The 22,219-nt window shown below is 53.1% G+C and carries 16 protein-coding genes; 11 read left to right on the forward strand and 5 right to left on the reverse strand.

Translation table 11 applies throughout. The annotated features are described in order from the left end of the window. Positions 1 to 5 precede the first annotated feature (5 nt). From F456_RS0117315 to F456_RS0117335, 4 genes are all read right to left on the reverse strand, one after another. A complete protein-coding gene (locus F456_RS0117315; RefSeq protein ID WP_018978317.1) occupies positions 6 to 1,118 on the reverse strand; it encodes a YsnF/AvaK domain-containing protein in 1,113 nt (370 codons plus the stop codon). 246 nt (positions 1,119 to 1,364) lie between these two features. Next, positions 1,365 to 2,441, reverse strand: coding sequence for a YsnF/AvaK domain-containing protein (locus F456_RS25090; RefSeq protein ID WP_018978319.1), 1,077 nt, complete (start codon positions 2,439 to 2,441; stop codon positions 1,365 to 1,367). Positions 2,442 to 2,693: 252 nt separating this feature from the next. Further along, entirely contained in the window at positions 2,694 to 4,304 is a 1,611-nt protein-coding gene (locus F456_RS0117330) for a gamma-glutamyltransferase family protein (RefSeq protein ID WP_018978320.1), read from the reverse strand. Between the two features lie 221 nt (positions 4,305 to 4,525). Beyond that, a complete protein-coding gene (locus tag F456_RS0117335) occupies positions 4,526 to 5,611 on the reverse strand; it encodes an AI-2E family transporter (RefSeq protein ID WP_018978321.1) in 1,086 nt (361 codons plus the stop codon). A 344-nt stretch (positions 5,612 to 5,955) separates the two neighbouring features. Here F456_RS0117335 and F456_RS0117340 point away from each other — a divergent pair, with 344 nt between their 5' ends. From F456_RS0117340 to F456_RS0117390, 11 genes are all read left to right on the forward strand, one after another. Continuing rightward, positions 5,956 to 6,786, forward strand: coding sequence for an amino acid ABC transporter substrate-binding protein (locus tag F456_RS0117340; RefSeq protein ID WP_018978322.1), 831 nt, complete (start codon positions 5,956 to 5,958; stop codon positions 6,784 to 6,786). Positions 6,787 to 7,115: 329 nt separating this feature from the next. Then, the gene (locus F456_RS0117345) at positions 7,116 to 7,784 is read left to right on the forward strand and encodes an amino acid ABC transporter permease (RefSeq protein ID WP_018978323.1); all 669 of its coding nucleotides are present in this window, start codon (positions 7,116 to 7,118) and stop codon (positions 7,782 to 7,784) included. A gap of 24 nt (positions 7,785 to 7,808) precedes the next feature. Continuing rightward, positions 7,809 to 8,561: an amino acid ABC transporter ATP-binding protein gene (locus F456_RS0117350; RefSeq protein WP_018978324.1), complete on the forward strand. Its 753-nt coding sequence runs from the start codon at positions 7,809 to 7,811 to the stop codon at positions 8,559 to 8,561. Between the two features lie 165 nt (positions 8,562 to 8,726). Further along, positions 8,727 to 10,460, forward strand: coding sequence for a methyl-accepting chemotaxis protein (locus tag F456_RS0117355; protein WP_018978325.1), 1,734 nt, complete (start codon positions 8,727 to 8,729; stop codon positions 10,458 to 10,460). Between the two features lie 216 nt (positions 10,461 to 10,676). Further along, on the forward strand, positions 10,677 to 12,452 hold the full coding sequence (locus tag F456_RS0117360) for a sensor histidine kinase (RefSeq protein WP_018978326.1): 1,776 nt from the start codon (positions 10,677 to 10,679) through the stop codon (positions 12,450 to 12,452). A 27-nt stretch (positions 12,453 to 12,479) separates the two neighbouring features. After that, the gene (locus tag F456_RS0117365) at positions 12,480 to 14,117 is read left to right on the forward strand and encodes a response regulator (protein ID WP_018978327.1); all 1,638 of its coding nucleotides are present in this window, start codon (positions 12,480 to 12,482) and stop codon (positions 14,115 to 14,117) included. A gap of 162 nt (positions 14,118 to 14,279) precedes the next feature. Beyond that, on the forward strand, positions 14,280 to 15,965 hold the full coding sequence (locus F456_RS0117370; RefSeq protein WP_018978328.1) for a type 2 periplasmic-binding domain-containing protein: 1,686 nt from the start codon (positions 14,280 to 14,282) through the stop codon (positions 15,963 to 15,965). Between the two features lie 197 nt (positions 15,966 to 16,162). Beyond that, the gene (locus F456_RS0117375; RefSeq protein WP_373290956.1) at positions 16,163 to 17,017 is read left to right on the forward strand and encodes an ABC transporter permease; all 855 of its coding nucleotides are present in this window, start codon (positions 16,163 to 16,165) and stop codon (positions 17,015 to 17,017) included. A gap of 42 nt (positions 17,018 to 17,059) precedes the next feature. Next, positions 17,060 to 17,938 (forward strand): carbohydrate ABC transporter permease, encoded by an 879-nt coding sequence (locus tag F456_RS0117380; protein ID WP_018978330.1) that lies wholly within the window; start codon positions 17,060 to 17,062, stop codon positions 17,936 to 17,938. 174 nt (positions 17,939 to 18,112) lie between these two features. Beyond that, entirely contained in the window at positions 18,113 to 20,179 is a 2,067-nt protein-coding gene (locus tag F456_RS0117385) for a beta-galactosidase (RefSeq protein ID WP_018978331.1), read from the forward strand. A 246-nt stretch (positions 20,180 to 20,425) separates the two neighbouring features. Beyond that, positions 20,426 to 21,352 (forward strand): NADP-dependent oxidoreductase, encoded by a 927-nt coding sequence (locus F456_RS0117390; RefSeq protein ID WP_018978332.1) that lies wholly within the window; start codon positions 20,426 to 20,428, stop codon positions 21,350 to 21,352. Between the two features lie 49 nt (positions 21,353 to 21,401). Here the strand turns inward: F456_RS0117390 and F456_RS25140 are convergent. Further along, positions 21,402 to 22,165 (reverse strand): IS5 family transposase gene (locus F456_RS25140; RefSeq protein WP_425314159.1). Its coding sequence is split into 2 segments (ribosomal slippage): positions 21,402 to 21,826 and positions 21,826 to 22,165, totalling 765 coding nucleotides; the frame shifts between segments, so codons are not numbered across the junction. Between the last annotated feature and the right edge of the window lie 54 nt (positions 22,166 to 22,219).

The following is a 22,219-nucleotide window of genomic DNA, read 5'->3' on the forward strand; positions in this document are numbered from 1 at the left end:
GGAATTTAACGCCGGGATCGTTCGCTGCGTGGGGGCAGACCGGACGTTTCATCTGGCATTCCGTCCGTTTGACTTACCGAATCGGTTGTAGGAACGAAGTCGGGATCGGCAGCCCGAACGCTGCCTGTCCGTTCAACGCGTGCTTCTTCGTGTCTTACAGTATCTTCGACGCGCTGGGTACCTTGGACTGTCTGTTTGGTTACGTCGACTTCTCCTGTCACAACATTCCGTTTATTGATCTCGATCTGCTCTTCGCTTACCGGAATCCGAATCGTTTCGGTTTGTCCGACACCCTCATCCGATGAAGTACCGTCCACTGCCCGGCGTTCGATGACCACTTCTTCATGCATAACAGGTACGGTAATGGTCTTCTCTTCACGGACGATTTCTTTGCGAACATTCACTTCGCCCGTGCGAACTTGACGCTTTTCAATATCCAGTTGTTCGGCACGCAGCTGGAGCGTTTCGTCATCGGAAACGGAGGGAGCCGTCGGCGCCTCAGTGCGCGAATTCTGTGCGGAAGCCTCCGAATCATTTCGATCGATCATTGCAGCGGAATTTGTATCCGGTTGTGCCTGACGGGGAGGAGCGGTATTCAAGTTGGACATATTGTCTTCAGCACCTAATGAAGTGTGATTTAATGCGTAATGATGACGGAAGATACGTTCCACTTCATCCCGGTTTTGGTTGTGCGCATCGACAATAACTAACAGACGGCCACTGCTGACATGCTCGTCGTAAGTCTTCGCTTCTTCTTCAGGAATGCCAAGTCCAATCAATCCGCCGACAAGTCCACCTCCGGTTGCGCCGACCGCTATCCCCGCAAGCGTCGTCGCAATCGGTCCAGCTGCCAGCAGGGGTCCAATTCCGGGAATTGCGAGTGCACCGAGACCGGCAAGCAGTCCGCCTACGCCGCCCAGAATGCCTCCGGCGGTTGCGCCTCCTGCAGCACCTTCCGGCGCTTTAGTCCCAGTCCGTTCGCTAATTGCTTCTGCATCTTCATGATTTTTGGCAATAATCGAAATATCATCCTGGCTGTATCCGTGCTGCTTCAAATCTTCGATTGCTTCGGAAGCTTCACGATCAGTCAAAAATACGCCTACCACTTTATCCGTCACCTTGTCGTCCTCCTTGTTTTAGGGGAATAGCTGCAGACTGAAAATCTCGTTATACGCGAACAAGCCCGGGCTGCCTGCCGGGCTTGTTCGAATTTGGGAAGGGAGACCGGATGCTTTGCGGCGCTCCTCGGCCGATTGCGACCTTAACAGATATGCCGCCGCTTACCGGACGAAGAGCTTATCGCCGCAGCAATGAAGTAATTATTCAATATCATACCGATCTTCCATAACTTCCCGATTTATAACTTAAGATCTTCTCGAAGGCGATTGTTCTCTCATCGTTTCGCTGCCTTCGCGAATTTCCGGATTCCCATTCTTGTCGACGCGTGCTTCTTCGCGGCGAAGAGTATCGCGTACTTGTTCGGTTTCCTGCACGTCGCGTTTGTGCACTTCCACTTCGCCGGTTACGACGTTGTGCTTGTTGACTTGAACTTGCTCTTCGCTGACCGGCACGCGAATCGTTTCATCCGTACCTATCGGCTGATCGGTCGGCGAATTGTTGACGGACCGGCGCTCAACTACAACTTCTTCGTGATTGACTGGCACGTCAACTGCTGCCTGCTCGGCGATTACGTCTTTGTGGACTTCAACATCACCAGTACGCACCGTATTTTTCGTTACGTCCAACTGTTCTTCACGAAGCTGCAATTTGCGTGCTTCATCAAGGTTGTCCATATTGGATGAAGTATCCATTGAACGATCGCCAAGCGGCGTGTTATCCATACGGTTGGCGTCAAGGTTTGTTGCGCCCATTGCCGGCGTATCGCGATACATCGTATCTTGGGAAGTCGTATCGTTCATCATTCCACTGTTCATGGAAGGATCGTTGTCGTAACGTCTATTTGTCGAATTGTTATCGCGGAAAATACGGTAAACTTCGCTGCGGTTCGCATCTTCCGTATCTACGATAACGAGGATGTTGCCTTCGTCAACAGCCGCATCGTATTCTTTGGCTTCGTGCTCTGGGATACCCAGACCGATCAGTCCGCCGACCAAGCCGCCGCCGGCTGCTCCGACTGCTGCACCTGCAAGTGTCGTAGCTAATGGTCCTGCTGCCAGAATCGGCCCGATTCCGGGAATAGCCAGCGCGCCGAGACCTGCCAGAAGACCGCCAATACCGCCCAGTACACCGCCTGTTGCTGCGCCGCCGGCAGCACCTTCCGGAGCCATGGTACCTGTTTCGTCTTCAAGCTTGCGCATGTCTTTCTTATCGCGGGTTACGATTGAGATGTCGTCCGTATTGTACCCCGTTCTTTTCAGTTCCTGGATTGCACTGGAAGCTTCTCTTTCCGTATTGAACACGCCTACGATTTTGTTACTCATGATCATGATTCCTCCTCTTTGATTGTCAGTGATTTTAGAGTTTAATTTCGTTGTCGTGCTGTTTTTCGGTGATACTGCTTCAATGCTTCGTTGTTTACTGCCACGATTGATATTTAAACTTCCTAGCGGAATGTAAACACAAAATGCATAATTTAATTAAAAAGTCAATTGTTTTTTTCAAAAGCGTTTCAAACGAAAAAAGGCAGCCTCCGGGGAAGCTGCCTTTACGTTTTTGAGGGATAAACAAGCAGATTACCAGACTGCAATCGAACCGTCCGTACGGGTCTCGGTGCCACCGCAGAGTACGCCGCTTGCAGGATCGCGCCAGATGATTTGACCACGGCCGAACATGCCTTTATCGGGAGCGATTTTGATCTCATGTCCTTTGCGGATCAAGGCCTGTGCAAGGTGAGTAGGGAAATCGGGTTCGACCCAGACTGTTTTCCCGTTCTCCCACATCCAGCGGGGCGAATCGAGTGCGGCCTGCGGATTCAATCCGAAATCGATCGTGTTCATGACAACCTGCACATGTCCTTGAGGCTGCATGAAGCCGCCCATGACGCCGAACGGCCCGATAGCTTCACCGCCGCGCGTAAGGAAGCCTGGAATGATCGTGTGATAACTGCGTTTGCCCGGTGCGAGTGCATTATCATGCTGAGGATCCATAGAGAAATTATGTCCCCGATTTTGCATGGAGATGCCGGTTCCTGGAATAACAATGCCCGATCCGAAGCCCATGTAATTGCTTTGGATAAACGAAACCATATTGCCTTCGCCGTCTGCGGCCGCGAGGTAGACGGTACCGCCGGAAGGAGGGGTGCCAGGGCCTGGCAGCGCGGCTTCTTCGCTAATCAGGGCCCGCCGCGTATCCGCGTATTCACGCGAAAGAAGCCCTTCTAGTGATGTGCGCATATGTGCCGGATCGGCGATATAAGCTTCGCCGTCGGCAAAAGCCAGCTTTATGGCCTCCAGTTGACGATGAAGCGTAGACATACTGTCTTTTTCTCCTGGAGCGAAGCCTTCCAGAATATTCAGTGCCATCAGCGCCACCAGCCCTTGACCGTTCGGAGGAATCTCCCAGACTTCGCAGCCCCGGTAATTCGTCGAGATCGGCTTTACCCATTCTGGCTTATAGGCGGCCAGATCTTCCCGGGACAGGAATCCGTCATGCTTGCCAATATAACTTGCGATTCGCTCGGCCAAGCTACCGCGATAAAAAGATTCGGCATTTGTTGCGCCAATCTCGCGCAGCGCTGCGGCGTGGCCCGGCGAAGCCCACATTTCTCCAGCTCTTGGAGCCCGACCTTCCGGCGCGAATGTACGGAACCATTCTGCATAGGCATCACCGCTGAGCTGGCTGCTGAAGATCCGGTGCGTACGATCCCAATAATAGGCCAGTGCTGCAGGCAGCGGATATCCTTCTTCAGCATAGCGTGCCGCAGGCTCGAGTGTCTGCTCAAGCGGCAGGCGGCCAAAGCGTGCCGACAATTCTGCCCAGGCAGCAGGAGCACCTGGCACCGTAATTGGAACGACTCCGTATTTCGGGATCTCTTCCATACCACGCTCTCGCAGTGCATCAATCGAGAGCGAAGCAGGTGCCGGACCGCTGGCATTAAGGCCGTGAAGCTCGCCTTTTGTCCATACAAGGGCAAAGGCATCTCCGCCAATACCGTTGGAAGCAGGCTCCAGTACAGTCAGTGCAGCAGCCGTGGCGATTGCGGCATCGATGGCATTGCCTCCGGCTTTAAGAATATCCATTCCGGCCTGCGCAGCAAGCGGCTGTGAAGTGGCGACCATGCCGTTTCGTGCATAGACAGGCAGACGATGCGACGGATAAGGCTGATAGAGTGGATCAAAATTCATGCAAATTCATCTCCTGTCTAGTGATTTTATTCAATCTTTCGAGGATGTAAAACGATTTCAATCAGTATAGCATACTTGCTTCTGTACGCTAAAGAGCCGCGCCCAAGCTTGAAGACGACTGCTTTATACATATAAAAGACCGTGCCCAAGCTCGGGATGGTCGTTTTATATACAAGTTAAAAGGCCATCCCCGAATTCGGGAATGGCCTGGTGTCCTGCTCTTAATTCAATGTTTGTTTGATCTTGTTTTTAACGTACATTTGATAAACATGCTGAATAATGATCTTGAGGGTCATGTAGACCGGAATACAGATCAGCATGCCCAGAATGCCCATAATGTCTCCCCCGACAAGTACGACAACAATGACCGTGAAGGGATGCATATCCAGCTGTTTGCCGAATACGAGAGGCTCCAGTACGTTATTTTGTATGAGCTGGGCAATGATAACGATGACAATCGACCAAAGCGCCATGCTCGGAGACTCGATCAATCCGATGATTCCGACGGGAACCGCTGCTACGAATGCCCCGATAAACGGAATAAAATTCAGGAAAAAAGCAATAATAACGAGAAGCAGTGAATAAGGAAGTCCAATAATCAAAAATCCGATATACAGAATGATACAAAGACCGAAGTTAACGATTACTCGACCCGCTATGAAGTTGCTGAGTGACGTATCGATATCGTCCAGCATTACACGTCCGTCTTCCTTGAAACGCTCCGGGAAGATTTTCATAAGCTGGGGAGTAACCCGGTTATCGTCACGCAGCAGGAAGTACAGCAGGATCGGAGCGGTAGCCAGCACCAGCATGAAACTTGAGATAAACGAGAACATACTGCTGATATTTTCCGAAACCCAGGTAATGGCAGTATTCAAATATCCGGTCAGACGGGAAAGCATCTCTTCGTTATTGTCCGGAACAAATCGTGCAAATGCCGGCGTATTCTGGAGCTGCTGGATTTGGTCGATAATACTCTGTGTAATGTTTGGCGCGTTATCGATTAGCGTGTTTACTTGTTCGCTGAGCGGTGGCCATACCCATAGTGAGCAGCCTACCAAGATCAACAAACCTACCAAGAAGATGGTCATAACCGAAACATTTCTATTCCAGCGATGACGTTCTAGGTAGCGAATCACCGGACGCAGCGGATAATAGAAAAAAGCGGCGATCAGCAGAGGAACAACCAGCAGGCTGACCAAGGAAACGATCGGATCAAAAATGAATTTTACCAAGGAACCCAGGAAAATAATAAGTAGAACCAAGGCAATGCCTGCTCCCACTACAAAAAAGCGATTTCTTAACATAAATGTCCTCCTTACATGCTTACGTGAGTTCCCGCTCATGCACAAATCCTGATGCCCGGGACCGGGATTTTTATACATATGTAGAAACGAAAACTTGCGGCTATATCCTATTTAAACGAAAGCTGCCAAGTTTACACTGCTAATAGGAAGAAACACAAAAAAGCGAGCTGCATATCATAAATTTCAAAAAAACCGACAAAATTAATAGGAATTATACTAAAAAATATTGACTTTCTTTAGGTAAGAGTTTAGAATTCAATCTTGCACGACCTAAATGAGACCAATCAGCTTATGCACAAACTGGTGTCTCAGGGTCATCATTATTCATTTGGAGGAATTCAACGATGAAAAAAGCAACTTTGCTAAGCCTAACTGCCATACTGATGGTTTTAATGCTTGCTGCCTGCGGAAACAATACTCCGACGGCTGCAAATAATGAAGGGGCATCCGAACAAAGCGAGACTGCCGCGGCGAACTCTCTGGAAAAAATCAAAGCGGAAGGCAAAATGGTAATCGGTACGGAAGGAACTTACCCTCCGTTCACTTACCATGACGCAAGCGGCAATCTGACCGGCTTTGATGTGGATATCGCCCGTGAAGTCGCCAAGCGAATCGGTGTAGAAGCTGAATTTGTAGAAGCACCTTGGGACAGTCTGCTGGCCGGTATCGACGCCGGACGCTTCGACTCCGTCTTCAACCAAGTCGCTATCCGTGACGACCGCAAAGAGAAATATGATTTTTCTGATCCATATATCTCTTCCGGTGCCGTTCTGATTGTGCGCGAAGACAATACGGACATCAATTCGCTTGAAGATCTGCAGGGCAAAAAGTCCGCACAGTCGTTGACCAGCAACCTGGCTGACATCGCAAAAGAGAACGGCGCGGAAATCGTACCAATTGAAGGTTTCAACCAGGCGATCGATCTGCTGAACTCCAGCCGTGTCGATGCGACGATCAACGATAACTTGTCATTCCTCGATCTGAAAAAGCAAAAGCCGGACATCGCATTGAAAGTCGTTGCTGAAGCGGAAGACGCTTCGCAGAGCGGTGCCGTATTTGCCAAAAACAATCCGGAACTGGTCGAAGCTGCGAATAAAGCGTTGGCCGATATGCACAGCGACGGCACTTACAAGACGATCTCCGAGAAGTACTTTGGAGAAGACGTTTCTAAATAACGGTCGGCTTTGAGCAGCTGAGGCTGCTTAAAACGATCCGTAAAAGGTCGGCTTTGAGCAGCTGAGGCTGCTTAAAACGATCCGTAAAAGGTTGGCTTTGAGCAGCTAAGACTGCTTAAAACGATCTGCAAATAGTCGGCTTAAGCCGCACGGGGCTATCCCGAATTCGTACAGCGAATTCAGGGACAGCCCCGCTTCGTTTGTCGGGTAAGCCCGGCGGCTTGTCAGAATGATTGGCTCTGTCCGATGCTTTTTGACCAAGCATGCGCAGTCGGAAAGATTGCTGTATGCCGAGCCTGATTTCGCCCAAAGAGAGGGGTATAACGAAAATGGACGATCGTAAAATTCAGATTTTAATAGATTCCTTATGGCCGATGATCAAGGCCGGCCTGCAGTTTACCATTCCGCTGACACTGATCGCATTTGCGCTGGGATTGGTGCTGGCGATCGTTGTCGCTCTGGTGCGGTTGTGGAAAATCCCTGTACTTAGCCAGATTGCCGGCATTTACGTATGGATCATTCGGGGTACGCCGCTGCTTGTACAGCTGTTCATCATTTTCTATGGCCTTCCGACAATTGGAATTAAGTTTGATCCGTTTATGGCCGCGATTATCGGTTTTACGCTGAACATGGGTGCCTATAATTCCGAAATCGTACGTGCCGCCATTCAGTCGATTTCAAAGGGGCAGTGGGAAGCGGCCTATTCGCTCGGCATGACTCGTGGTGAGGCGCTGCGGCGCATCGTACTGCCGCAGGCCACTCGCGTATCAGTTCCGCCGCTTTCCAATTCCTTTATCAGTTTGGTTAAAGACACCTCGCTCGCCTATACCATTACCGTGGTCGAGATGTTCCAAGTATCCAAGCAAGTTTCAGCGGTTACCTATGAGCCTCTGCTTATCTATTGTGAAGTTGCTGTACTGTATCTGGTTCTGTGTACCGTACTTAATGCGCTGCAAAACGTGATGGAGAAGCGGTTGGCCCGTTTCTCGACCCGCTAATCCTGTCCGAGAGGAGATAAGTCCATGATTGAAATTCGCAATTTGCATAAATCGTTCGGATCGCTTGAAGTGCTTAAGGGCGTCAACCTGTCGCTGGAAAAAGGGAAGGTGCTTGTCATCATCGGACCTTCCGGTTCCGGCAAGACAACACTGCTGCGCTGCATGAATCTGTTGGAAATGCCGAATGCCGGTTCTTTGAAATTGGGCGATTCGAATCTGAGCTTCGATGGTGGACGCAAGCCGGGCAAGAAAGACGTGCTGAAGCTGCGTCAGAACACCGGCATGGTCTTTCAATCTTACAATCTGTTTCCGCATAAGACGGCAATCGAAAACGTGATGGAAGCGCAGGTTGTCGTTCAGAAGCGGAGCAAGGAAGAAGCGCGCAGCCGTTCCGCCGAGCTGCTTGCCAAAGTTGGATTGTCCGGCAAGGAAGATGCTTATCCGCATGAGCTGTCCGGCGGGCAGCAGCAGCGTGTAGGCATTGCCCGGGCGCTCGCGACCAACCCTGAAGTGATGTTGTTCGATGAACCGACATCCGCGCTCGATCCCGAGCTGGTCGGCGAAGTGCTCAAAGTCATGAAGCAGCTTGCCGCCGAAGGGATGACGATGGTCGTGGTAACCCATGAAATGAAGTTTGCCGCCGAAGCGGCTGATACGGTCGTGCTGATGGGCGACGGCGTCATTTTGGAGCAGGGACCGCCGGCACAGGTGCTGAATCGTCCTTCCGATGGCCGTGCAGCAGAATTTCTGAATCTACTGACGGAAAAAGAACGTTAAACAAAAATAGTTTTCGAAAGAGATAAGAATCAATACAAGAAAAGTTGAAGCTGCCTCTAAGGCGGCTTTTTTTTCATTTATTCAAGTTTGCTCTTTACAAATCAAGCTTTTTTGTCGAAAAACAACAAAGACAACAAGAAGCCAAAATAAAAGGGGCAAGCAAAAATGAAAAGAAGATTCAGACTTACCTTTTTTGTAAAAAATATGCTGATGATCACAATCGGAGTTCTTCTCGTTGGTGGCATGCTGACCGGCATTACGGTAAAAATGCAGCAAAAAATGGCACTGGACAGTGTACGCCATCAATACTCTGGATTCGCCAACTATATCAAGGAGAAAATCAGCGCGGAATTGATTATTGAAGCGGCGGCAGATCCAAAGCCGGACAACAAAGTCGGCCTCGAACTGACTGCTCTGCTTAGCGAAGTATCCGACCTGAATCCGAACGTAGCGCAGGCCTATGTATTCAGTGCCGAAATGGAAGGCAATGCCCAGCAGGTTGTTGGCACGCCGAAGCATCTCATCGAAGACGGTATGCTGCCGGGCAGCATGTATGAGAATCCGCCCATGATGCAGAAAGCTCTTAAGCATGTGGTTGAACAGAATACACCGGCTAATACGGAGGTCTATACCGATGTTTATGGAACTTGGGTCAGCGTGCTAGAGCCCGTAACCGATGATTCCGGCAAGGTAATTGCCGTTCTGGGACTGGATATTAGTGCAACGGATATCGCAGCCAACACATCGCAAATTTTGCAGACGTCTCTGCTGGTTCTGGCAGTATGCGCGGCATTTGTCCTGATGATTCAATTTATTCTGATGCGCCGTATGATGAGGCCGGTTCGTGATTTGTTCAAAGCGATCAAACAAATGAGCGAAGGTGATCTAAACGTTGAACTTCATACGGAGCGTAAAGATGACTTCGGCGATCTAAATCGTCAATTTGCTGCAATGTCCCATGAACTCAAGAATGTAATTTCCGGGGTGCAGCATCGTGCCCAGCAGGCAGCAGAATCTTCGGCTGCTTTGAAGAGCGGAGTCGAGCAGAATGTACGTATTCAGGATGGAGTGCTTGAGACTGCAGAGCGAGTAAGCCGCGGTGCTCAGACACAGGAAACTGCAGCGCAGGAAACAGCCAGAATTATGGAAGAGATGACCCGCGCTATTCACGAGATCGCTCTTGCAGCCCAGCAGGTCTCGGAATCGGCTTCGGATATGAAAGAGGAAGTGGGAGTCGGCGGAACATCGATCGGCCGTGTTAGCGATCAGATGTCGGCGATCAGCGCTTCGGTCGGACGTTCTTCAAAACGCATTCGTCAGCTTCAGGAACGTTCCCGCGAAGTTGAAGGCATTGCGGAGCTGATCTCCGGCATTGCTTCCCAAACGAATCTCTTGGCACTGAATGCCGCAATCGAGGCGGCAAGAGCCGGGGAGCACGGCAAAGGGTTCGCGGTCGTTGCCGAAGAAGTACGCAAGCTGGCAGATCAGTCGGCTCAGTCTGCAGGTCAGATTTCGGGAATTCTCGGACTTATGATCAAAGATACCGACGAAGCCGTCGTCCTGATGGAAGAAGGCATCCGGGAAGTACAAACCGGTTTGGAACTGTCGCAGCAGACCGGTGATGCATTCCGCCGCATTGAAAAGGCCATTGACGGCGTATCGACGCAGACTGAAGATATGTCGGCTGTTACGGAGCAGATGTCCGCAAGCTCCGAAGAAGTATCCGCTTCGGTGTCCGAGCTGGCAGGGATTGCGAAAGATTCGGCCGGAAGCGCTATCGAAGTTACTCAGGCGTCGCAAATTCAGCGCGAATCGCTGGACAGCGTTTCTTCTTCTTCGGAAGACCTGAACGCGATGGCCGTGGAGCTCAGCAAGCTGATCGCGAAATTCAAGATTTGATTCGAAAGCGCAGGACGATTCCGAAGGATAAAAAATGCTTATCGAGACGCAGTAGCTTGAAGACTCCCTTAGGGGAGTCTTTTTCGCTGCCAAAATGCCCGAAATGTTGCAATCCTGCTATTGCCGACAATGTTGTTACCGCTTACAATAAGTGAGCTTGCTTTGTCGTCTTTTGCGGCGGCAGCCAAGCACTCAACCGAGAGGGAGGAAACTCCGATGCCCCGAACAAACCTTTTTACGAAAATGATTCTGATTCTGATCTTGATGTGGATTCCGGTCGCGCTGCTGTACGGCTACTCCAATAAAACGACAACCGAAGTGTTAAAGCAGGAGTTGGGCGAATCGAACAGCAACCAGCTTGGTTTTTTTCAAAGTCAGGTCAATACCGATATCGAAATGCTGTCCTCGTGGCCCAATTTGCTCATTCACGACCCAGATATCGAAAGCTTCCGGAAGCTGTACGTCAACGGAGGATACTTTAATTTGGACGAGATCAACCTGGTCAAACGGATTCAGAACAAGTTGAGTATTCAGGAGAGCTCGTCGAACTGGCAAAGCCGGCTGTCCTTGTATTCGCCGTCGCTCGGACGGGTTATTTTCGAAAATGATGCCCGGTCTTACGATCCCACCGCCCTGCAGGAAGAGATCAAGCCGGGCTGGCAGGTTCGCAGGGACAAGGACGGAGACGAGGACATTTTTCGGTTTTCGTGGTTTACGGTGGCGCCCTACGGCATTGCCGATCCGGCGCTGAATGCGGAAACGATCATCGAGCTCGAATTCGACAGCCGCAATATCCAGAATATGCTGGACAAGTTCAAGACCGACGGGCGGCACGATCCTTTTTACTACAGGCAGGATATGGGCGTCATCTACAACCGGACGTCGGATCGCGATTTGACCGGTCGGCTGCTGGAGAACCTTAACGCTTCGCCGCTGCCAGACAGCGACAACCTGACGGTAGGGCTGGACGGCGAGCCTTATATGGTCAGCATCGCCCTCTCCAAAGAGACGGGCTGGTATTTGATCGATTACATGCCGATGGCCGACATGCTGACGCCGATTCGCAAATCGAACCTGCTGTTCTACTCGTCGATTCTCACTCTACTCGTGATGGGATCGGTCGCGGCCTATCTGCTTTACGTGCAGGTACAAATTCCGATCCGCCAGCTGATCCGGGGGTTTCAGCGGCTGGAGCAGGAAGAATATTCGGTACGCATCAGGCCGAAGGGAAAGAACGAATTCAGCTTCCTGTCCGAACGATTCAACCAGATGGTCGGACAAATCCAGAATTTGTTCGAACACGTCTATCTGGAGCAGCTGCATGTTAAGGAAGCCCGATTGAAGCAGTTGCAGTCGCAGATCAATCCGCATTTTTTCTATAACTGCCTGTCATTCGTGACCAGCATGGCCAAGCTCGGACGCATGGATGCCGTCGTGGCGATGTCGCACAGCTTATCGCGTTACTACCGCTATACGACCCGGCAGGAGAGGGAATTGGTGCCGCTGCGGGAAGAAACGGAGTTCGTGCGGCATTATCTGGAGATCCAGAAAATGCGCATGAACCGGCTGGATTACATGATCGAACTGCCGGAGGACATGCTGAATTTGTACGTACCGCCTCTTATTCTGCAGCCGCTTGTCGAAAATGCCGTAATCCATGGAATCGAGCCGCAGGCCGAAGCGGGATTGATCCGGATTTTCGGATCGCTTGAGAACGGCGGAGTGTCGCTGACGGTCGAAGACAACGGGAGGGGATTGGATCCGGCAGGAAGAACACGGCTGGAACGCCGGTTGGCTGAACCTATGAGCGAGGAGACGGGATGCGGATTATGGAACGTGAACCAACGGCTGCAGCTGCGCTGCGGACGCGAAGCCGGGGTGCGCACGTCGGAATCGACGTTAGGCGGCCTGGCCGTGACGCTGAACTGGAACGAAGGAAAGCCGGAAGCTGCGGAAGGCGATAAAGGAGCCGAATGGCGGCAGTCGGTATAAAAGCAATCGAGGGAAGGAGAGAGCGGAATGATCGAAGTGCTGCTCGTCGACGATGAGACCTATGTGACGGAGAGTCTGGAGCTGACGATTCCTTGGGAGGAGATCGGGGTAAGCGCGGTTCGCCGCGCCGCTTCCGGCGCGGAGGCGCTGGCTATTATGGAAGAGGAGGCGGTTGATCTGGTCGTAACCGACATCCGGATGCCCGGCATGGACGGCCTGCAGCTGATCGAAGAGATCGGACGGCGCTGGCCGGGCGTACGCTGCATCCTGCTGACCGGACACAGCGACTTTGCCTATGCGAAAAAGGCGATTCAGCTGAGAGCTAGCGATTACGTGCTCAAGCCGGTGGACGATGACGAATTTGTCGCGGCCGTATCCGAAGCGATCGATTCGCTGCGGGAAGAGTGGGACGAGTTCGACAAGGTACATAGGCTGCTCTACAGCCGTAAGTCGGATTACAAAGTGCTGCGCGAAAACCTGCTGCACGAGCTGATGCTCGGCCGGGAACTGGGCGGCCAGGCGCTGGACGAACAGCTGCGCGCGTACGAGCTGCCGCTGCGTGCGGGAGCGCCGACGCTGATGCTGTTGGCAAAGCTGGAAGGGCGATTTGCGGCGATGGATGCGCAGTCGCTCGAGTTGATGGACTTCGCGGCCGGAAATATCGCGGAGGAGGTGCTGCGCGGCCAGCCGCTTTGGCACGGCAGTGGTCCGCATGGCTGCCTTGTCTTAATGCTGCAGCCGGGCGAAGACGGAGGAACAAGCGGTCTGGAAGAGACGGCGCGGGGAGCAGACCGGCGGCTGGATACGCTGCGGGAGCATATCCGTCTCTATTTAAAGGGAGAGATTTCGCTGGCGCTCTCCAGCGTATTCGAGCTGGGAGGCATCGGCCCGGGCGCGGCTTACCGCAAGACGCTAGGCTCGCTGTATGCCGCCGGCGGAGAAGGACGTACCGTTTACGATTCCGTGTCGGTGGGTGCCGTTCGGCACACCGCCGGAGAAGGACGGGGCGGTGTAGCCGAACGCATGTATGCGCCGCCGACGCTGCTGCATCTGCTGGAATCGCATCAATGGAACGAAGCAAGAACGAAGATGGAAGGCGTGTTCGACGCTGCAGAAAAGGCGGGACTGGCTGGGCCTCCCATGTACGAGATCTATTTGTGGATCACGAACGGATTCCTGTTCATGTCGCACCGCGAAGGCCAGCCGATCGGCGAGATCGGCGGCGAAGAAGGCTTCGATCCCGTGCTGGCCCGCGGACTCGTACAGCACCCGAGTCGGCTGCGGAGCTGGGCTCTTCGTCTGCTGGAAGGCTTCGCCGAACAGATGTCGCAGGGCGGCGGCGAAGGCCGGAGCAAGGTTATCAGCCGGGTACGCCAGTTGGTCGGCGCGGGACTCGACAGCGACCTGTCGGTCAAAACGCTGGCCGACCAGGTCTACCTGCACCCGGTGTATCTGTCGAAGATCTACAAAGCCGAAACCGGCGAAGCTCTCGGCGATTATATCATTCGCATGCGCATGGAACGCGCCGCCCATCTGCTGAAGCATTCCTCCAAGAAGATCTATGAGATTACTAGCGAGCTGGGTTATCAGAACCCCCAATACTTCAGCAAGATGTTCAAAAAACAATACGGCATGACGCCTAATGAATTTAGAGAGTCGGGTTGAAGCGCTCAGCCGACGGGAAAGGCTCGATTCCCGGTCGGCTGATTCGCGTTTTGGCCGCCTTGGTTGCAAAAGGTGCAGGAATGTTGCAAACGCGACATAGGAAGTGCAGCCGACGGATTCTATAATAAAGAGGCAGGGAAGAACACACGAGGGGGAAACGACATGAAGGCGAAATCCAGCAAAAGATGGCTGCCGCTGATGGCTGCCGGCGTAATGCTGGCAAGTACGCTCGCAGGCTGCTCCGGAAGCAAGACGGAAGAAGGTTCGACAAGCGCTGCGCCAAGAGTTGAAAACGCATACAAAGAAAAATACGATCCGCCGGTCACGATCTCGACGGCATGGGGAATCGACCCTGAACTGAAATTCAAAAACGGCGAGACGATCGAAAACAGCGTCGCGACCAAATGGGCGAAGGAGCAGTTCGGCATCGACATCAAGTCGCTGTGGTCGGTAACCGACACGAACGGCGCGTTCGGCACCAAGCTGCGCTTGGCGATGTCGTCGGGGCAGGACATGCCGGACATTCTGACGATCGGCACGGCCGACAACCAGATTGCCCAGGATCTGATCGACTCGGGCATGTACGAGGAAGTCGGCCCGCTGTTCGACGAATACGCGTCCGACACTTGGAAAGAAGCGATGAATCAAGATCCGAACGTCTGGAACGCCTATATGCGGGACGGCAAGCGCATGGGCATTCCCGTTCTGGACTACGCGTATAACCACGATTATGTGCTCTGGATCCGCCAGGACTGGCTGGACAAGCTCAACTTGAAAGCGCCGAAGACGATCGACGAACTCGAGACCGTCATGGACGCATTCAAAAATCAGAATCCCGACGGCCTTGCACCGGATAAAGTCATCCCGCTCAGCATCGGATTCAAAACTTCGATGAATACATGGATGGGCGATCCGTCCTGGATCTTCGGCGCTTACGGAACGCTGCCTCAGCAGTGGAACGTCGGGGAAGACGGCAAGCTGGTCTACGGCTCGATTCAACCGGGCATGAAGGAAGGCCTGCAGAAGCTCGGGGAATGGCTGCAAAAAGGCTATATTCCGCAGGAGGCGGCGCTGTGGGATGAGAATAAAACGGCGGAGCCTGCGTTTGCCGGTACAGCCGGCATTATTCCGGGGCCTTATTGGATGAGCGGATGGCCGCTTAAAGACACGGTCAAAAACGCGCCGAACGCCGTATGGAAGCCGATCGAAATTCCGACCGGTCCCGACGGCGAAGCGATGCGCCACGGCACTGCATTCACCAACGGCGTCACACTGATCAAAAAAGGCATGGAACATCCGGAAGCCTTCTTCACGTACCAGAACTACCTGTTCGACAACTATGCGAATCCTGAACCAGGCAGCCCTTACGATAACGGCCTCTTCGAAGGATACGATTATCAATTGGATGCCGAAGGCAAGCAGCTGCCGATCGACGATATCGACGGCGGATACGTCAACAGCGTCCGCTACCTGCTCGTTCGCGACGGGGCACGCATTCCGGATGCACAGATGAAGGCGCTCCAGAGTTTGGCCGAGGGCAACGAGCCAAAGACCAAGCTGGAAAAAGACGTGGCAGTCAATTACGGTCCGGAGACGCCGGAGGCGGCCGAAGTTCTGCTTGCACAGGATGATATTTCGTACAAAAACATGTTCACGGGTCCGACGACCGAAACGATGAAAACGAAACTGGATTACTTGAACAAAATGGAAAATCAAACGTTCAACGAAATCATTTACGGCAAAAAACCGGCAGACGCGTTCGACGAGTTCGTCAGCACCTGGAAAGCGGGCGGCGGCGATCAAATTACGCAGGAAGTCAACGACTGGTACGACCAAGTTAAAAAGTAAGCGAAGATTCCCGGATTCCGATCCGCGCCACCAGACGGCGGGTTGCGGACGGAGCGAGGGGATCCGGGATTCTGCGGCAAATACGGAAATCGAAGGCGGCGGGGATTGTCCTGCGGCCTTTGTTTTCCCATGCCCTTTTTTAGTCGAAGGAGGCGTTCCGTTTGAAAAATTTGAGAAAAACCTGGCCTTTTCACCTGATGCTGCTGCCGGCGATGATCTTCCTGATCGTATTCAGCTACATCCCGATGGGCGGGATCGTGATGGCCTTTCAGGATTACAAGCCGTGGCTCGGCATCGGCGGCTCTCCATGGGTAGGATTGGACAATTTCCGCTACCTGTTCGAACGCGAAGACAGCGTGCAGGTAATCTGGAATACGCTGTTTATCGCCGTACTGAAACTGATCTTCAACCTAATTGTTCCGTTCGCGTTCGCGATTTTGCTGAACGAGATTCGCAAAACGGCGCTGCAGCGCGGCGTCCAGACACTTGTCTACCTGCCGCATTTTCTGTCCTGGGTCATTCTGGGGGGCATTCTGATCGATTTGCTTGCCACAGGAGGTCTGGTCAACCGATTCCTTGGAGTCTTCGGCCTCGGCCCTTACTTCTTCCTGGGCGACAACGATTGGTTCCGCTTCACGGTAATCCTGTCGGATATCTGGAAGGAGTTCGGCTACAGCACGATCATCTTCCTGGCGGCGCTCGCGAGCATCGACCCTTCGCAGTACGAAGCCGCGGAGATCGACGGCGCGACCCGCCTGAAGCAGACGCTGCACATTACGGTCCCGTCGCTGATTCCGATTCTGATGGTCGTCGGCACGCTCGCGCTCGGCAACGTGCTGAACGCCGGTTTCGACCAAATCTTCAACCTGTACAACCCGCTCGTGTATGAAAAAGGCGACATCATCGACACGTTCGTTTACCGGACGGCAATCCTGAACGGCGAAATGGGCTTCGGCACGGCAATCGGATTATTCAAATCGATCATCAGCATGATCCTGATCCTGATCTCGTACCGTCTCGCTTACAAATGGGCCGGATATCGCATTTTCTAATTCGACGGCCGCGCCGCCGCGCGGCTTGAAAGAGGGGTTTCCATGTATTATAAAACGACAGGCTACCGCATTTTCAACGTGTTCAACATCTGTTTTCTGGTCTTCCTGGCCGTCCTGTGTATCATTCCGCTGATTCATGTGCTGGCCGTTTCGCTCAGCGCCAAGTCAGCCGCGGACGCAAATCTGGTCAGCCTGTGGCCGGTCGGCTTCTCGCTTGAAGCGTACAAGAAGACGGCCGCCAATCCGCTGTTCCTGCACTCGCTCTGGGTATCGGTGCTGCGCACCGTAGTCGGTACGGCAATCACGCTGTTTATTACGTTCCTGGCGGCTTATGCCCTGTCCAAGGAAAACAGCGTATTCCGAGGCCGCAACGTCTATTCTTGGATTTTTGTGTTCAGCATGATCTTCAACGGCGGGCTGGTTCCCTTTTACATCGTGATCCAAAAGCTGGGGCTGATCAATACGTTCTGGGTGCTTGTTCTGCCCGGCGCGGTCAATACGTTCCTCGTCATCCTGATGCTAAACTTCTTCCGCGGCATTCCGAAAGAGCTGGAAGAAGCGGCGTTGATCGACGGAGCGGGTCATTTCCGGACGCTGTTCAGCATTTTCCTGCCGATCTCCATGCCTTCGATCGCGACCGTGGCGCTGTTCAGCATGGTATTCCATTGGAACTCCTGGTTCGACGGCCTGCTGTATCTGAACAATGCCAAAGATTTTCCGCTCGCGACTTTCCTGCAGACGGTTATCATCCAGCAGGACATGAGTTCCATGAGCGTCGATCCGAAGGAAATGGAAATGATCTCGCAGACGACGGTCAAGGCAGCGCAGATCTTCATCGGCAGCGCGCCGATCCTGATCGTCTATCCGTTTCTCCAAAAATACTTTGTCAAAGGCATGACGGTAGGCTCGGTGAAAGGCTGAGCCGGCTGCACAAAAGGATAGAGATATGCGTACCGGAGGCGTTTCCGGGTGGAGAATCTGCGGTCGCCTTTGAAAAGCGATTCCCCGCATTCGGCTTATCTTATACAATCGGAGGGAATCGGTTTTCGGCAGCGATGCCAACCAAGCTTCCTACAAAAAAGGAGAGTGAAACAATTGACCTACGTTTACCCGCCCGTGAGCGGCAAAGTTCCTCACATGCTGCACGGAGCCGACTATAACCCGGAGCAGTGGCTCCGCTACCCGGAAGTGCTGGAAGAAGACATTCGCTTGATGAAGCTGGCGAAATGCAATGTCATGTCCGTCGGCATTTTCTCGTGGGCCATGCTGGAGCCAGAAGAAGGTGTATTCACATTCGATTGGCTCGATCAGGTATTGGACCGCTTTGCGGCGAACGGTATCTATGCCCTGCTTGCGACGCCGAGCGCGGCGCGTCCCGCCTGGATGGCGCAGAAGTACCCGGAAGTGCTGAGAACCGAAGAGAACCGCGTCCGCAATCTGTTCGGCTTCCGGCATAATCACTGCCCGACATCGCCGGTATACCGCGAGAAGACCCGGATAATCAATACAAAGCTGGCGGAGCGCTACTCCGATCATCCGGCCGTCATCGGCTGGCATATTTCCAACGAATTCGGCGGCGACTGCCACTGCGAACTGTGCCAAGCGGAGTTCCGCCGCTTCGTGCGGAACAAGTACGGCACATTGGACGAGCTGAATCATGCTTGGTGGACGACGTTCTGGAGCCACACGGTGACGGACTGGTCGCAGGTGGAATCGCCCGCGCCGCATGGCGAAAAGCAGGTGCACGCGATGAATCTGGATTGGCGCCGCTTCGTTACGCAGCGCACGGTCGATTTTATCCGTCACGAAACGGCGCCGCTGAAGGCGGTCAATCCCGACCTTCCTGTCACAACCAACTTCATGGAGTTTTTCGAAGGCTTGGATTATTGGAAATTCGCGGATGTACTCGATTTCCTGTCATGGGACAGCTACCCGACCTGGCACGACGCAGATGAGGATTCCAACCAAGCGGCAAAAATCGCCATGATGCACGATATTGTGCGTTCGATCAAGAGAGGACGGCCTTTTCTGCTTATGGAGAGTACCCCGAGTCTGACCAACTGGCAGGACGTAAGCAAGCTGAAGCGTCCGGGTATGCATCTCTTGTCGTCGCTGCAGGCTGTGGCGCACGGTTCCGACAGCGTTCAGTACTTCCAGTGGCGCAAAAGCCGCGGGTCGAGCGAGAAGCTGCACGGCGCGGTTGTCGATCATGTCGGCCATGAGCATACGCGTGTGTTCAAAGACGTCACGGATGTGGGCAGTGCCCTCCAAGGCATGGATCGGATTGTCGGAACTTCCGTGCCTGCGGAAGCAGCCGTCATTTTCGATTGGGAAAACCGCTGGGCGGTCAACGATTCGCAGGGACCCCGCAACATGGGCGTGAAGTACGAGGAAACGGTGCAGAACCATCATGAAGCGCTGTGGAAGCTGGGCGTGCCGACGGACGTGATCAACATGGACGCCGACTTCTCCACATACAAGCTGATTGTCGCGCCGATGCTGTACATGGTTCGCGAAGGCGTAGGCGAGCGTATGGAACGCTTTGTTGAAAACGGCGGCATGCTGGTAGTCACGTACTGGTCGGGCATCGTAAACGAGACCGATTTGTGCTTCCTTGGCGGATTCCCGGGACCGCTGCGCAAAGTCCTCGGGATCTGGTCGGAAGAGCTTGAAGGGCTGCATGACCGCGACCGGAACGGTCTGCGTCTGAACGGAGCCGGGGATCTGGGGATGTCCGGCGAATACGAAATCGCCGAGCTGTGCGACTTGATCCATCTGGAAGGCGCGGAGAGTCTGGGCGAGTACGCTTCCGACTTCTACGCGGGAAGACCGGCGCTGACCGTGAATCGCTTCGGTAAGGGCGAAGCCTATTATTTGGCTGCCCGCACGGGCGGCACGTTCCATGACGACTTCTATGCTGCGCTGGTACGGCATGCTGGCGTCGTTCGGACGCTGGACGCGAAGCTGCCGGCCGGCACGTCGGCGCATCTGCGCACGAACGGCGAGAGCGACTTCGTGTTTGTGCAGAACTACACGCCGGAGAGCGTAACGATCCCGCTGGACGGCCGGGTCTACCGCAATTTGGAGAGCGGAGAGCAGGTCGGGTCGGAGCTTGCGCTGGCGCCGTATGACATTCGCGTGCTGGAGCGCAAACGTGGCTGATCCTTTTCCAAGCTGAGCCGAGTCTCCTTTCCAGGCGGCTTAAAGTTCGTCTTCACTCGGCGATTCGGCTTCCGGCCCGGTGCCCGCGAACGCCGTTTGCGGCTTGACAGCACTGAAACAAGTCCGATCGAACCCTTTTTCCGTTTCGGAAGGAGGGTTTTTCTTCGTTGTCCGGGTCTGCGGGGGATGTCCAGGGTAATAGCATTGGAAGCAAGACCAACCTGCTACAGAAAGGTGAGGATAGATTTGAAAGCAATCGTGATTGAAGAGTTTGGTGGAACTGACAAGCTGCTTGAGCAAAATGTACCCGAACCGAAGATCGATGCGAACCAGGTCCTGATCAAACTGTATGCTACATCGGTCAATCCTGTAGATACCAAGATTCGTGAAGGGGCGATGAGAGACGCTGCCAGGCCTTTTCCATTGATTCTAGGCGGAGATGTGGCGGGCATCGTCAAGGAAGTCGGCGATAACGTCAGCCGCTTCAAGCCTCGCGATCCGGTATTTGCACGGCCGCGCGTATTCGGAACTTATGCGCAGTACGTGGCGGTAGATGCGGACGTAGTTGCGAAGAAGCCCGACAATCTCAGTTACGAGGAAGCGGCGGCGGTTCCTCTGGCGGGTCAAACGGCGTGGCAGGCGCTGGTCGATCACGGCAAAGTCAAAGAAGGCGATAAAGTTCTGATCCATGCGGGAGCCGGTGGAGTCGGTTCGATGGCGATTCAGATTGCCAAGTACTTAGGAGCCGAAGTCGCGTCGACGGCAAGTGGAAAAAACGAAGAACTGCTGAAAACATTGGGCGTGGATCGTTTTATCAATTATGAAGAAGAAGATTTTTCCGAGGTGCTCTCGGATTACGATATGGTGCTGGATACGATGGGCGGAGATATTCAGCATAAGAGCTTCAAGGTGCTGAAGCCCGGCGGCCATCTGGTTTCGGTATTGGAGAAGCCGGACGAGCATTTGGCGAAAGATTTGGGGATTCATACCGCCCATTTCATGATGGAGCCAAAAGGCGATCAACTGGAGAAACTGGCCGAGCTCGCTAATCAGGGCAAACTTAAGCCAATCATCGATTCAACCTATTGGTTGAATGAGCAGGGCGTACGGGACGCACATAAGAAAAGTGAAACTCACCATGCGGTCGGCAAGATCGTGATTCGGGCGAAGTAACTTTGCCCAAAAGTTCTTTTTGCATACCTTTTAGGGCGTGTACGCAAACCTATTTAAGCCAGATTCGAATCGAAATCAAAGCCAAAAAAGCCTTGAACATGCTCGCTGTCTTGTCGTAACGAGTGGCCAGGCGTCGGTAGTTTTTCATTTTGTTGAAAAAGCATTCGACCAGATGACGTTCTTTATATACCGTACGGTCATAGACGTGCTGCACTCGGCGATTCTTCTTGCTGGGAATTACAGCGACTGCATTTTGTTCCCTTAAAAGAGTTCGAATCGCATCGGTATCGTAAGCTCGATCGGCTAAAACCTCACGGTTTGACAGGTCGAACTGAGATAGCATTTCGTATCCTTTGACCGAGTCATGAGCTTGTCCAGGCGTCAGTTCGAACTTGAGCGGATTGCCCAGCGCATCGACGACTGCATGGATTTTGGTTGTCAATCCGCCTCTTGATCTTCCGATCGCTTGCTTGTGCTGCCCCCTTTTGCGCCTGTTCCATGCTGGTGAACGCGCACAATCGTCGTATCGAGCATCATTTGTTCGAAGTCCGGTTCAATCGCGACATGTTCCAAGATTTTGTCCCACGTTCCCGATTTCTGCAATCGCCAAAAGAAACTATAAGCCGAAGACCAAGGCCCATAATAATCCGGTAAATCTCGCCAAGCTGCTCCGGTACGAGCGACCCAAAGAACGGCATTCAGTCGGTGTCTTCGGTCTTTAGGTGGACGTCCTCCCTGAGTTTTTCGAGTCGGTGGCAAGAAAGATTCGATGGCATTCCATTCCTCATCGGTTAAATCGTATCGTCGTCTCATATCTTTAATTTAACAGATTTGATCATATTCTTGAAGTTTGCGTACAGGCCCTAG

The sequence above is a fragment of the Saccharibacillus kuerlensis DSM 22868 genome, assembly GCF_000378145.1.
Lineage (GTDB): Bacteria > Bacillota > Bacilli > Paenibacillales > Paenibacillaceae > Saccharibacillus > Saccharibacillus kuerlensis.